Source organism: Paenibacillus sp. P4_E11, from assembly GCF_056401635.1.
Window position 1 is genome coordinate 1 of the sequence record NZ_JBFUIX010000112.1, and the last position, 14,228, is coordinate 14,228.

11 protein-coding genes, 1 pseudogene and 1 riboswitch are annotated in these 14,228 nt (G+C 47.5%); of the genes and pseudogenes, 10 read left to right on the forward strand and 2 right to left on the reverse strand.

The features are described 5' to 3' along the window. The coding region (locus AC1DWB_RS27500) for an AraC family transcriptional regulator (protein ID WP_477544295.1) at positions 1-770 on the forward strand (770 nt) is incomplete at its 5' end. A gap of 398 nt (positions 771-1,168) precedes the next feature. Here the strand turns inward: AC1DWB_RS27500 and AC1DWB_RS27505 are convergent. Both AC1DWB_RS27505 and AC1DWB_RS27510 read right to left on the reverse strand, forming a co-directional pair. Next, on the reverse strand, positions 1,169-2,287 hold the full coding sequence (locus tag AC1DWB_RS27505) for a sensor histidine kinase (RefSeq protein WP_477544296.1): 1,119 nt from the start codon (positions 2,285-2,287) through the stop codon (positions 1,169-1,171). After that, positions 2,284-2,970 carry a response regulator gene (locus tag AC1DWB_RS27510; RefSeq protein ID WP_477544297.1) on the reverse strand — a complete coding sequence of 229 codons (687 nt, stop codon included), beginning with the start codon at positions 2,968-2,970 and terminating at the stop codon, positions 2,284-2,286. Before AC1DWB_RS27510 ends, AC1DWB_RS27505 begins: the two co-directional genes overlap by 4 nt. A gap of 185 nt (positions 2,971-3,155) precedes the next feature. Here AC1DWB_RS27510 and AC1DWB_RS27515 point away from each other — a divergent pair, with 185 nt between their 5' ends. The 9 genes and pseudogenes from AC1DWB_RS27515 to AC1DWB_RS27555 all read left to right on the forward strand — a co-directional run. After that, positions 3,156-3,632: a DUF6220 domain-containing protein gene (locus AC1DWB_RS27515; RefSeq protein WP_477544298.1), complete on the forward strand. Its 477-nt coding sequence runs from the start codon at positions 3,156-3,158 to the stop codon at positions 3,630-3,632. 253 nt (positions 3,633-3,885) lie between these two features. Beyond that, positions 3,886-4,269 carry a VOC family protein gene (locus AC1DWB_RS27520; protein ID WP_477544299.1) on the forward strand — a complete coding sequence of 128 codons (384 nt, stop codon included), beginning with the start codon at positions 3,886-3,888 and terminating at the stop codon, positions 4,267-4,269. A gap of 69 nt (positions 4,270-4,338) precedes the next feature. Next, complete coding sequence (locus tag AC1DWB_RS27525) at positions 4,339-4,743, forward strand: DUF6223 family protein (protein WP_477544300.1); 405 nt, start codon at positions 4,339-4,341, stop codon at positions 4,741-4,743. 164 nt (positions 4,744-4,907) lie between these two features. Beyond that, the gene (locus AC1DWB_RS27530; RefSeq protein WP_477544301.1) at positions 4,908-5,660 is read left to right on the forward strand and encodes an FAD-dependent oxidoreductase; all 753 of its coding nucleotides are present in this window, start codon (positions 4,908-4,910) and stop codon (positions 5,658-5,660) included. After that, positions 5,578-6,081 (forward strand): FAD-dependent oxidoreductase, encoded by a 504-nt coding sequence (locus AC1DWB_RS27535; RefSeq protein ID WP_477544302.1) that lies wholly within the window; start codon positions 5,578-5,580, stop codon positions 6,079-6,081. The genes AC1DWB_RS27530 and AC1DWB_RS27535 overlap by 83 nt, the downstream gene beginning before the upstream one ends. Then, positions 6,056-6,442, forward strand: a pseudogene (locus AC1DWB_RS27540) (sigma factor); the annotation flags it as partial. The gene AC1DWB_RS27535 and the pseudogene AC1DWB_RS27540, both read left to right, overlap by 26 nt. Before the next feature lie 43 nt (positions 6,443-6,485). Next, positions 6,486-7,784, forward strand: a complete 1,299-nt coding sequence (locus tag AC1DWB_RS27545) for a phytoene desaturase family protein (protein WP_477544303.1) — start codon at positions 6,486-6,488, stop codon at positions 7,782-7,784. 6 nt (positions 7,785-7,790) lie between these two features. Next, positions 7,791-7,876: riboswitch (cyclic di-GMP riboswitch) on the forward strand. A gap of 270 nt (positions 7,877-8,146) precedes the next feature. Beyond that, positions 8,147-9,694, forward strand: coding sequence for a serine hydrolase domain-containing protein (locus tag AC1DWB_RS27550; protein WP_477544304.1), 1,548 nt, complete (start codon positions 8,147-8,149; stop codon positions 9,692-9,694). Positions 9,695-10,071: 377 nt separating this feature from the next. After that, a partial coding sequence (locus tag AC1DWB_RS27555; RefSeq protein ID WP_477544305.1) for a lamin tail domain-containing metallophosphoesterase family protein occupies positions 10,072-14,228 on the forward strand: 4,157 nt, incomplete at its 3' end.

Genomic DNA, 14,228 nt, shown 5'->3' on the forward strand with positions numbered 1-14,228 from the left:
GTTCAGAATTTCACTTCAAAAAAATGTTTTCCTATTTAGCAGGCATTACGTTACTTGAATATGTTAGAAGAAGACGGTTAACCATGGCTGGTTTTGAATTAAAGGGGCAACATATGAAAGTTATCGACGTTGCCATCAAATATGGCTATCATTCACCAGATTCGTTCGCGAAAGCTTTTTATCAATTGCATGGTATTAACCCTTCCGAGGTTAATAAAACCGGGAAATCCTTGAAATCTTTTCCGCGCATGACTTTTCAATTAACCATTACAGGAGGAAGCGAATTAAATTATCGAATTGAAAAAAAAGAAGCATTTACAATTGTAGGTATAAAAGAAAGAATCCCTCTCGTTTATAAAGGAGAAAATCCTGCTATAACAGAAATGTTGACGAAAATAACAGGTGACGTTTACTTCAAGCTGAAATCTCTTGCAAATGTTGAACCTCTTGGAGGATATAGTGCTTCATTTAATATTAGGGAAAGAGAAAATGAGGAAAAGGCTGAACTTGATCATCTTATTGGTGTAACAACAACAAAAAAAGATTTATTAGGTCTGGGTTCTCTTCATGTTGCAGCCTCTACTTGGGCAATTTTCACTGTCCTTGGTAATCCCGCCAACATGCAGGAAGTATGGGGACGAATTTATGCTGAATGGTTTCCTTCATCTGATTATCAAGTTGTAGAAGGTCCTGAAATTCTCTTTACAAATAGTGATACTAATAGTCCAAACTATAAAAGCGAAATTTGGATCCCTGTAGAGAAAAAGTAAACCGTTCCGCTAATAATCAGCAGCTTAGAACATATGTTGAGCATTTCGTGCCCAAGCCCCAGTTTTTATCTCCATTACCTACAGCATATAACGGATCCGCCAATTTGGCGGGCGTGATCTTTAGCTACACACTTTGTTTGTTAAATTAAGGAATCCGCCATCCTTTTTTGCACTCAGCTAATATAAGGGATTGTAAAATCTGCGGGGTTGTCGGGCGCTTTTATTTTTTAGAAAGTATCCGACACTCAGCACTCCACACATGTGGAGTGTGTAGTGTCAACACATCGCATTGACAAATAATGGGGCGCCTTAACCTGTTGTCAATAAAAAGCACGTCTCACCTGCATATTTCCCATCAATCCTCTTAGCATGCCGAGCATTTCATTCCCTTTAAATATTCATTTACCCAAAGGCAAATAAACGGTAAATGTCGTACCTTGATCAGGCTCACTCACGACGCGGATGAACCCGCCGTGGGCTCTGACAAAATGATGAGCGATCGATAACCCGAGCCCCGTTCCGCCTGTATGCCGCGAACGGGTTTTTTCCACGCGATAAAAACGATCGAATAGGTGGGCCAACTCTTCGGCTGGAATACCGATGCCGGTGTCTATTACTGAGACACATGTATAGACTGCATTCCGATCCAGGACCTTGTCTTCAATTTCAACCGAAATCTTTCCGCCTTCCGGCGTGTAGCGGATTGCATTAGTCAACAAATTGATGAACACCTGCGTGATCCGTCTCGCGTCGGCCGTCACCGTTACCGGCCTCGTGTTCGAAGAGAAGCGCATTTCCAGTCCGTTCTCCTCAGCCTCCATTTTCACATCATCAACGACTTGTTCAAGTCTTGCCGACAGATCGAGCGGTTTGCAATCCAATGCCAACCGGCCCGCCTCAGCTAACGATAAAACATGAAGATCTTCCACAAGCAGGCCTAAGCGGATCACTTCGTCATGGAGTCTAAGCAGCATTTCCGGAGGGACGTATTGACTGGTCTGTTGAGCATTTTCTAATTTTAGCTGCATGATAGACAGCGGAGTTCGAAGCTCATGAGCGACATCAGCTACCAACCGCCTGCGGGCGTCCTCAGCTTCCCGGAGCCGAAGCGTCATATCGTTGAATGTCTGGATTACTTTACCGTATTCGTCTTTTGATTGTACAGGAACGTTCACGTCCAGATCCCCCTGCGCAACGCGTTCGATAGCGGCAACGAGCTTTCTAAGCGGGATCGTCAGCATCCCCGAAATCCATAAACTGAATAACAGCCCGATTGCTACGAAAAAGACCAAATTTCCAAGCCAAAATTGCTGCATCTTACCTGAAACGTAAGTCTTCAAGATTTCGATTTGTTCCCCGGGCGGTGCGTTCAAATAAGATGCACCGATTTCTCCCTTACGAAATTGATCGAACAAAGATTCTATGTAAACCTGTTTGGTTACGGCATGAGCGCCACCGATAATAAGAACGAGCAGTCCCATGTAGACAAATATTTTTTGGCGTACCGTCAACGTCATGATTGTTCACCGAATCGGTAACCGAAACCGTATACCGTTTGAATATAACGAGGATCGGCCGGGTCGTCTCCCAGCTTGCGGCGAAGATTCCGGATATGGGAATCCATCGTTCTTTCGTATCCCATATATTCGTCCGCGAGTGCGGCTGTTAATAATTGCAGGCGGCTGAAAACGATTCCGGGACGCGCAGCCAACGTGTACAAAATTTTGAATTCCGTCGGGGTCAGCTGGATCTCCTGGTCGTCCTTGAATACCTGACATTTGGCCTCGGAAATGATCAGGTTGTCTCTTTCCAACAACATCGACCTGTCATCAGGTCCGCGCAAGCGGCGAAGTAAAGCTCGGATGCGCGAAGCGAGCTCGCGCAAGCTGAACGGCTTCGTCAAATAATCGTCCGCGCCGATTTCCAGACCGACGATTTTATCCGATTCATCCGATCGGGCCGTGACCATAATAATACCGCAATTCGAGGTTTGCCTGATTTCGCGGCATACGTCGATGCCGCTTTTCCCAGGGAGCATCCAATCAAGCACGACGAGATCAGGCCGTTCAGACCGGGCAATCGTGAGCGCTTCCTTGCCGGTACAGGCGGTCAATACCCGAAACCCTTCACGTTGCAGATAGGTGTGCATCTCCTCAAGCATGCCCGGTTCGTCCTCCACAAGCAACAATTTCGGTTCCATTCCAATCACATCTTTCCAGTTTAGTCTGCTTCCAGTGCGAGAATACACCACTTACCCAAAATTATACCGTGATTTAACATGTTCTTGAAGAAATCCACACAAAAAGAGGAAGATCTGCATAAGTTCTCGACATTTATTGTTTAAACTAGCGCTAGTTCATATTAAACGAAAGCGAGGATTCAAAGATGAGCAACCTATTCGTAAACCGCAGTGAACCTGAAATTGGGGATCGCGCGGCGGAAATAACCAATCTTTCACCGCTCGTGGTTGGAGCGCGTTTGGTGTTTAAGGCAATGGTAAGGATATTTGCGATTTGCATTTTGATCCAGGTGTTTCTTGCCGGTCTCGCACTGTTTTGGAATTCGGCCCAATGGGCCAGCCATACAGGCTTTGCCAGATTGCTGATCATTGTTTCGATCCTGATACTCGTGATTTCTTTTATCGCTCGGCTGCCGCTTTCTCTTCGAATGCGTAGTGCGGGTTTGTTCGGCATCATCATTTTGATAGCGGTCAGCACCAAATTACCGTCTGGAATTGGATATTTATCTGCTCTTCATCCGGTACTCGCTCTGATGTTGTTTTTTGGAACTGTGTCCCTCATACGGAAGACCGATGCCTTCAAAAAAGAAAAAAAGCAAGAATCTACGGAGCAAAGCGGTTGAATTGAGGTTTGATCACAATCTTCAACATGGATGGAGAGGAAAAGATGCCACCCTAATCTATCCGATTATCTACTGGTCTTTCTATTCCTTATCGCGTCTGGAGCATCGCTGCATCTGGTTGCGCATGATTATGAGAATAGAACTCATTGGTTTCGAATCAGTGTAATTGTTCTATACGGAATGTCCGGTATCCTTGTTTTCTTTATTTATATTCCAAGATATTGACCAAAAACAGAATCTAGGAGGAGAAAGAATGGCCCCTATCAGAGTACGTTACATTGTCGACGATGTAGATGCGACAATCGCATTCTACACACAGCATCTTGACTTCATTGTCAAAGCACATCCCGCACCCGGTTTTGCCGTTTTGCAGCGAGGTGACTTGAATCTTCTTGTGAATGCCAAAAATGGTCCAGGCGGAGCCGCTCAAGCCATGCCGGATGGGCGAAAACCGGAACCCGGCGGCTGGAATCGGATTCAAATCGAGGTCGATGACCTGGGCGGCTTTGTCGAGACCCTGCGTAAAGCAGGCCTACGCTTCCGCAATGATATTGTCACAGGATTTGGCGGTAAGCAGATCTTACTAGATGACCCAGCAGGTAATCCTATCGAACTCTTCGAGCCTCCAAGCAAATGATGGAAAGAACATTATTATAAGCTGATATATATTCAGTTTTCAAAAACAACAAAGAGGAGTAAATAACAAATGAAAATGAAGGTAGTTTCATTCATAATACTTTGTGCATTTCTGCTTGTTCCAACTATTGCCTCTGCTGAAGTGACCAACGGTAATGTCGGATACGGATTAACCCCCGGGCGACTCTGGGCCACGATGGACGCGGTGGTGGGGCTGATCAGCGCGATCCTCGCTGGACTGTCTCTGGCCCGCTCCGCCGGAAGTTTCGGCACCGGCAGCGGGCGACGTGGGGCCATCTTGGCCATGGTGGTGGGGCTGATCGTCATAGCCTACGCTGGGGTGCATGTGACCATATTCCCTGGTGGTCCCGGCACCGGTGACGGGCGAGTCGGGGCCATCTTTGCCATAGTGTTGGGGCTGACTAGCATGATCCTCGCTGGGATAACTCTTGCCCGCTCCCGCCGCACCGGCTGACCCGACCATGGTGCTGGTCATGTGATTAAAACGACCCATGCAAGGTTTCTCATTCATTCGTTTCCGATGTCACAAATCAGAGCCTTACATTGTTATATGTGCAAAACGTAAAAGGAGCTGAGGAATGATGAACGACTTGACATGCATAATCATCGGAGGCGGCCATGCAGGGCTTGCAGCGCTCAAAGCAATACAAGCAACGACCCGGGGCATCGCGAACGGCCGGCGTGCGAAAAGTGATGTTATTCCGGCCGGCCGCGGGCGGGGAAGAGATTATGGTTCCCTGGACGCATTATTGTTCAGATGGAGTCGAATTCGTGCGAGGTACGGTTACGTCCGTGGATAGTGGAGGGAAACAGATTCGATATGAGGATGCGCAAGGAAATGATGCCCGAATTCGTTATGACCTTTTAGTCGTGGCGGTCGGCAGCATCGTTCGGCGACCGGATCCCGATCAGGGCGGCGTCGCCTTGACCGACCCGCAAACCGCGGCAGACATCCGGGAGCGCTGGCGTGCCAATCTGTGGAAGTCTGCCGGCGAGACGAACCCTGAGGAACGAAAGCGACTGATGACAATCGCGGTTGCGGGAGCAGGCATCAGCGGTATGGAGACGTCCGCCGAGCTGGCGCTAGCCATTCGGAAGGAAGCATCGGCGCTAGGGCTGAATTCGTCCGATACCTCCGTCTATTTGCTGAATGCACAGGGGCGGCTGTTCCCGGAAGGGCCTGAGAAAGTTGGACGGAAGTTGGATCAGACGCTCAGCGAATGTGGTGTGACAGTGCTTCACAATCGTAAGGCGATGCGGGAGGAAGCAGGAGCGGTGACGCTCAGCAATGGCGATTGGCCTATGTGTATGGACGTTAGGTCTGATTCCGAATCCGGTCCTTCGCGGTATGGGCTTGCCGCTTACTTCTGATGGCCGGGTACTGGTGGATGAATGTTATCGCGTCCAAGGGATGCCGGGTGTATACAGCATTGGCGACTGTGCGAGAATCGTCGATCCGACGACTGGCAAGGCGGATCAGATGACGTGCAAGGAAGGCGGATTTCAGGCGCTCCAACTGGGGAAAATCGTGATTGCCGATCTGGAGGGCCGTTCCGCGCCGGTTCACAAATCTTTGATGGATGCCTTTGCCATCGGCCTGGGGGAAAATCGCGGATTGATGTGGGCACGCAAATGGGGACTTGATATTATCATAACGGGGAAGCTTGGGTGGAAAATCAAGAAACTGGCATGGGATTTAGCCAGTCAGCTTCGAACGAGACCAAGATTGCAATATTTCGAACGGCCCGGAAAAGGTGATACGGCGAATGGAGAAACTATACGATCAATTTAGAGCACTGCTGTTCACGCTGGCTTATCAGTTGACAGGCTCTGCGGCAGACGCGGAAGATGTGGTGCAGGACGTGTTTTTTAAGGCGTATGACGTTCATCCCGAACGTTTGGAGGAGCCGAAGGCGTATTTGTGCAAAATGGTAACTAATCGCTGCCTCGATCTGCAGAAGTCGGCCCGGAGGAGGAGGGAAGTGTACGTCGGTCCGTGGCTCCCCGAGCCGATTCGGACGCCGGAGGCGGATACGCTCGAGACGACGGTCGTCCGCCGTGATCTACTGTCTTACGCCATGCTTGTTCTGTTGGAGAGGCTGACGCCGACAGAGCGGGCGGTTTTCGTCCTGCGTGAGGCGCTGGGCTTCGAATTGATCTATCGGTGATTATGCCGAGCGAAGGAAGGTATGTTGGATGAAACAGTTTGATGTGGCAATCATTGGTGGAGGCATTGCGGGTTTGGTGGCATCGATTGAGTTGGCCCAAGCAGGTAAGTCCGTTGTCCTTTTCGAGAAGGCCAGCCAACTTGGTGGTCGGGCAATATCTGTCAAGAAAAACGGGGCTATCTTCGATCTTGGCAATCATGCAATAGTCAGGGGAGGGGCAGTGGATGAAATCTTTCAAGATTTAGGTATAAGAATGGAAGGGGGATCTCCTTCGGTAAACGTATCGGTTCTATGGAACAATAAGGTAACCCCTATGCTTAAATTTATTATCTCTCGAAACATAAGCTGGTCAGGTAAGATGGAGTTGTTAAAGTTTTTTACCAAACTTGGAAAAATCGATGCCGATTCAGTGCCGGCTATCAGTCTGCGGAGTTGGATTGAACAAGAACTTCGCGATCCGATGGTTCGTCATATATTTTACGCATTATTCAGGTTACAAACGTACTCACAAGCCCCAGATCACCAATTGGCTGGCCCCGTCATACGTTCTATGGCACGCGCGATGAAAAAGAATAGCATTGTCTATGTGCAGGATGGCTGGCAAACCTTAGTTGATCAGCTTTACGAAAAAGCAGTTCGGGCAGGCGTCTCCATGATGACAGGAACAAACGTTACGGAAATCGAGCATGATGGAGCCGTTCGTAAAATAAAGTTTGCTGACGGCCAAGAGATGGACATCACGCATGTGATTTCCGCCACCCCACCCGTAGTAACCTCCCAGCTCTTAGGAGATGCGGGTTGCAATTCTGTTTTACGTTGGAAAGAACAGGCTCGTGTCATTCAGGCGGCAAGTTTGACTCTTTCTTTGAAGCGGCTTCCAGTACCAAATCGATTTTCCGTTTTGGGTGTTGATCAACCCATATACTTCGTGAATCAATCGAAATTTATTCGATTAAGTGAAGATGGCACTTCGGTGGTACACATTGTTAAATATAATGGTACTGGTGGAACGGATCCAACAGCTGACGAACGACTCCTCGAACAAATATTGGACTTGATCCAACCGGGCTGGCAGAAGGAAGTCGTTGCTAGGCAGTACCTCCCCAACATAGTTGCAGCCTACGACTATATGCACTTAGGCAGGGAAGATCGATTTCCAGGTCCAGCCGTACCCGAAATTGCAGGGTTTTACGTGGCGGGAGATTGGGCCACCCATGGAGAAAATTTGGCAGATGCTGCGGCGGCAAGCGGAAGACGTGCGGCGCGGCGCGTGTTAAAGGATATGGGGGCGGGCCGTAAGGGTGGGCGGGAAACCATATTGGTGTGAGTGACAGGAAGAAAGCGGCAAACTGTCGAAAGGCAGTGACGCAAAGCCACGGATCTTCTCACTGTTCAAGTGATGACCGCCGGGCTACCCAATCTGCCAAACACGGCCTATGGGGTCGTGTTTGGTGTTGGAACTTTCTATAACTATTATACATCTAAAGAGCAGCTGTTTTTGGAAATCTACTATATCCAAGGGAATGAGAACCTCAAGAAATGGCTCATCGAATCGATTGATTTGGATCTTGAACAATACTATTGCCCGTTTTCTTTGATTCGTTGGTCTACACGATACTCATAAAGATGAAATTGACATTCAACATTTCCCTGAAATTATTAACAGAAAGATAACTAGGGATGGGTGGGATGGAAATGAGAATGAGATTTATAGTAATAATCTTGTGTGGTCTGTTCATCTTCCCCCTATTCGGTTCAGCGCGAAGCGATGGTAGTATGCAAGAAGAGCGATCTGGAACTTCAGTTTTCTCCGAAGTGGATGCGTATATTGCTCGTGAAATGAAACGACAACGTCTTCCGGGGCTGGCTCTCGGGATTGTACAGGGGGATCGTATTCTTTACCTTAAGGGATACGGTCAAGCTGATTCATCGGGTCGTCCTGTAACACCTGAAACCCCTTTCGGAATAGGTTCGATCGGCAAGTCGATTACTGCTATGGCCGTTCTGCAACTTGTCGAAGCAGGAAAAATTGACTTAGATGTACCTATACAGCGCTATATCCCCACTAAGTATAACGGTGCAGAGTCCATTACTGTACGTCAGTTACTTAATCAAACAAGCGGGTTCACCCAAATCTCAACATTTAGCAACACGCTGGCAAGTGTCAACGATCGATATCAAAACGCTATAGAGAAAAACGCCTTGTCTTATGCGGAAAAGTTTTTAAAGCAAACCAATCAAACCGAACATCCCTACAGGTATTCGAACGCAAATTATGTACTGCTTGGCTATATTGTGCAACAAGTATCCGGCCAGTCCTATGGCGACTATGTGAAGGAACATATTTTCAGCCCTCTGTCAATGCATAACAGCTTTATGACGCTCGATGAAGCAACTGTTAACGGACTGGCTACGCCCTACCGTCGGATATTGGGGTACAACGCTGCCTATCATGGCCCCTATGTTTATATTGCAGGGGATTCGCCGGCGGGTTACCTCTATTCCAGTGCGAAGGACATGAGCCAATACTTGATTGCCCAAATGAACGGCGGCCGATTTGAAGATGATTCCGTGCTCTCTTCGGAAAGCATACGACTTATGCAGACCGAACCTGTTCCGGGAACGTACGCCATGGGTTGGATGACAGATCACATTAACGGTTTACCGGTTATCGGTCAGCCGGGTGGCTCGATAGGCTTCCAAGCCCAAACTTATATTGTTCCGGAACAAAAACTGGGAGTTATCGTGTTCGCTAACGTACTTGACGCGATCGATGCTGCTTGGCCCAAAACACACGTCATTACGACTACCCACATCGCCTCCGGGGTCATAAACTTACTGAATGAACAACCGATTGGAGGATCTGGTCTAAGCATTTCGCAGAAATACTTGCTCGTAAATGGATTAATATTCATGCTCAGCGCATGGTTATTATACACGACCGCTCGAACTGCGAAGCGCTGTCTTGGGCCGTGGAGTCCTGACAATTCTGGCCATACTAAAATATCTATCAAAGTTATATCAAGAATTGTCCTGGATTTTGCAGGTCTGTTTATTGTCCTGATGTTGAGTATGACTCAAGTTGTGCCGGTATGGCATATTGCAACAATCTTTCAGCCGGATGTAATCCCTTGGCTGAAGATAATGGCTGTACTTATGGCACTGAAGGGAAGCATGGAATTTATTCGGTTGGTTCGGTCGATTTCGCATGAAAAAACATCAAAGTTGAAATGTTGAGAATCGTTCTTTCCTCGTACCGGCCATTACGCTGATCCTGGGCAAGTGGACTTTCTGGCCCGGACACCGCAACTCTGTTTTAGACACTGATTCAACATCTATCGAAAAGCAATCCACATGGCCATCTGTGTGAAACAGGTCGCATGAATGGCGATTTTGGATGTTCCCGCATACGAGTCATGTGGAATGCTATGTGTTGTTGTTAGGAAGTAGTATTTGAAAGGTCACATTAATTTGCCAGCCCAAGCGGTTTCCGCTTGGGCTATTTTTATGTAAGAGATTTGAGTACGTTAATAAAACCTTCATACCTACATAACACAGGTCAAATCATTCATTGTTATAGTATATTGATCTACCAGACTATCAGGAGGCACACAATGAAACGATTTTATCAGAAATGGATAGCATTTATTCTTGCTATCATGATGTTGACGCCGAACACAAGTTGGGTAACGGCAGCAGGTGCAAGTGATTCGATTCCAAGCCTGCTCATTACCGAATTGGTCGTGAATCCGAAAGGTGCAGCACCGGATTTATATGAATTTGTAGAACTTTATAATAATTCAAATGTACCTGTTTCGATGCAGAATTACGCGATGACGAATGTGGCTCCCAATGGAGGGAAGCAAGACTGGACGTTTAGCGATAATAATGTGGTACAGCCCTATCAATCGATCGTTGTGTGGGTTCGTAATATTGCTTCCAATGCCCAGGCACAAAATAGTCTGTTAACGAATACAGACTTCTTAACCTTCTACAATCTTCCAGCCAATACGAATATGACGTCGATTAACTCAAACGGCGGGATGATCAATACCGACACCAGAACCATTACGCTAGTGAATAAAGCAGACAACCGAGACATGGTTAAGGCTAAATATGTCTATACTGCAGCGCCGGGAGCAGCGCTGGATGGGAAAGCGGACATCTTCAAATATCCTGAGGACGGTTCCATCAATATGCAGAATCTCGGCAACGTTGATCCAACTCCGGGTTCCGTCGATCCATCGCAAGTACCACCTATTCCAGCCTCGCCGGGGGGTACTACGGACGTACCGGATCTGCTCATTACCGAGCTCGTGACGAACCCGGCCGGTCCGGCTCCGGACTTGTTTGAGTTTATTGAGCTCTATAATAACTCTGACAATCCCGTTTCACCGACGGGCTACTCGATTACGAGTCTGGCTCTCGACGGTTCGAAGGAAACTTGGCGTTTGACAGAAGATAAGATTATTCAGCCGCATTCCACGTTGATTGTTTGGATCCAGAATGCAACGTCTAATGGAAATTTAACCCTAGTTGATTTCTTGAATTTTTATAAGCTCCAAATGCGCCAAAGCGGTATTGCCATCGTATCGACAAAAGGTGGATTGCCCAACAATGATACCCGAACCCTTATTGTTGCGAACAACAGCGATCAAGAAGTGGTGCGTGCTACATATACGACCACGGAAGGTTCTCCTGACGGAAAAAGTATTGAATACAAATTCCCGGAGGATCGTACCACGGTTATGCAATTGGTTGGACTAGCAGACGTCCCGACGCCGGGTGTAGTAAAGCCTTCCCAAGTTCCGACTGCTCCGGGCTCTGCAACTGTAGATCTCCCGCCCGATATTATTCATACGCCGATTACGAGTACGGAGAAAATGGATTTAACGGTAACGGCCTATGTATACGATGAGAACCTGACTCAAAACGTCACATTGTCCTTTAGTACAAATCCGGATGCGGAGGATCAATATTTTCAAGATATTATCATGCAGCCGACTGCTCTTCAATCGCTTATCTATAAGGCAGTAATTCCACAGTCTGCGCTTCAGAATACGACCGAGTTGGAGTATTACATTACGGCGAAGGATTCACAAAATAAAACATCACGTGTTCCGACAAACACCAATTACAAAGCGCATGTGAAAGTACCAGTAGAACCAGACAAGCTCTCTTTGAATCTAAGTGACAATCAGTACGTACGCGGCAACCTACAAGTGAAAGGGATGGGCGGAAGTCAATCGGATTTGCAACTGAAGATCGATAGTCAACCCGTAACGAATACTGGAACTATTCTAACTCTCCCGGCTAAAATTGTATTTGAAGGCAGCGGTATAGAAGCATCCCTGGGATACAAGAACGGCGTATACGTAAACGACCAGCTCATTTACACGATCACACAGGATATCATGCAATATGCTATATGTGAAGTGCCGGTACCAACCAACGTATTACATGCCGGTATGAATAAAATCACTGTACGATCGGGCAATACAGTAGCTCCGGATGACTTGGCAGACAACCACGATGATTTTACAATTCGCAATATGAGATTAGTTTTGGGTGACGGGACCCCAATAACCGATCCGAATGTACCGGCTACTCAAAATATTAAATTAGGTGACGGCTTTCCGCCAAATCCGGCTACAGCCGTGTTATCCAAAGATTTTAATATGTCCGTTCCAGCCGCGTTGGCTAAATCGTTGTTGGTTGACTGGAATACGACCCCATTGGAGGATGGAAGCCATCAATTAACTTTAACGGATGCAACGAATGCATTGGCTCCCATTCAAGTGACGGTTCAAGTGGATAACACTTTGCCGGTCTTATCGGTTGCTTCCCCGGTAAACAATCAAAGCTACAAAGGAACCATTCCCCTTAGCTATGTTGCTAAGGATAGCGGCTCCGGTGTGAAGAAGCTTCAACTGACATTGGATGGATCCCCTATCGTGGACACATCCTCGTTGCGTGCTGTGGATTTACAGCCAGGGTCGCATCTTCTGAAGCTGACGGTCGAAGATAACGCTGGTAATGTGGCGGTTCAAGAAGTGAATTTCACAAGCGAGGAAGAAAATCCGCGTCCGCCGCATCTGGTAAGTCCTGCGGATCAATCCGCCGACGTTTCCACGAATCCTGTATTGAAGGTAAAGATTGAGGATCCGACAGGAGATGCGCTAAACGCAACATTCTTGAAGGCATACAAATATGATTTTAAAGACGGTTTAAGTCATAAAGCATACACGAACGCTACCGATACGGAACCGCCGCTCACATTGACGCCTGCTGGCGAAACGCTGCTCACCTCCGATCAAATTCAGGCCATTTCCGCTCCGGATGGTCAATTTATGACAACGGATGATACGGAGAAATTCCCATATCAGCGATTTGAATTTATCATTAACGAACAACTGACGTCCGCGAAAACGGTGGATGCCATCTGGAAAGGGCATTCGCTGCCGGGCCGACGTGTGGCCTTATATGCTTGGAACTACACGACAAGCCTGTGGCAGGAGCTCGACTGGAAAATTGCCCCGGACGAAAATGACATCACCTTAAAAGGCGCCATTGCTGTAGCTGATATGGTTCGTGACCACAAGGCGAATGTAATCGTACAGGATCTGATTCCGCCTCCGCAAACCGTGGATCAGTACAATTTTGGTTTTGTGTGGATGCCGGACACGCAGTTCTATTCTAAGACGTATCCTAATATATACGACGCGACCAGCCAATGGATTGTGGATCACGCTTCCGCTCAGAAGTTCAAATATGTCATTCATACGGGAGATATCGTAGATGACGGCTTCCGACCTGAGCAATGGGCAAATGCCAACAAAAGTATGAAAATATTGGACGATGCCCATATCCCGTATGGCGTGCTTGCAGGCAACCACGACGTGCAACCGAATATAGACAAGCCGATCGATTACAGCGAATATGTCAAGTGGTTCGGGGCGGATCGATTCGCCAACCGTTCGTACTATGGTGGACAATTCCAAAACAACCGGGATCACTATGATCTCATTTCGGCAAATGGGCATGATTTTGTCATTGTCTATATGGGTTGGCAGCCGGAGCAGCAGGATTTGGATTGGGCAAACGGTGTTTTGAAAAAATATGCCGACCGCAATGCTATCATTGCCCTGCACCAGTATATGGACGGAAGTGGGAAGTATGGGGGACCGGCGGAAGAAGTATACAAACAATTGATTTTGCCGAATAAAAATGTGTTCTTGGTCGTGAACGGACATCATACGAATACACCGAAACACAATGCTCGTACGATCGGCGATCGCACGGTGCATGAAGTATTCGCCAATTATCAAACACAACCGGAAGGCGGCATGGGATACATGCGCCTGCTCAAATTCGATACGGCGAACAATATGCTGTATATGAATACGTACTCGCCTTACAAAAATGATTATGACTGGTTTGATGCAAGCGTGGATGAATTAGCGCTTCCGGTGAAGCTCTTGCCGATCAATAAGCGTGTTGCAACCGATTATATCAGTATCCAGGCAAGAACGAATGAAGAGATCGGCAAAGTGATTACTGCTCCGAGCGGCAGCGAGGTGAGCGCCACATGGAACGGGCTTCAAAACAATAAGCTGTATAACTGGTATGTGAAACTAGAAGATGCTTATGATGGAGTGACTGAATCGGATATCTATACTTTCGTAACGGGAGAGAAGTCCGATGTAGCAGAGGTTGAAACACCGACAACACCGACAACACCGACAACACCGACAACACCGACAACACCGAC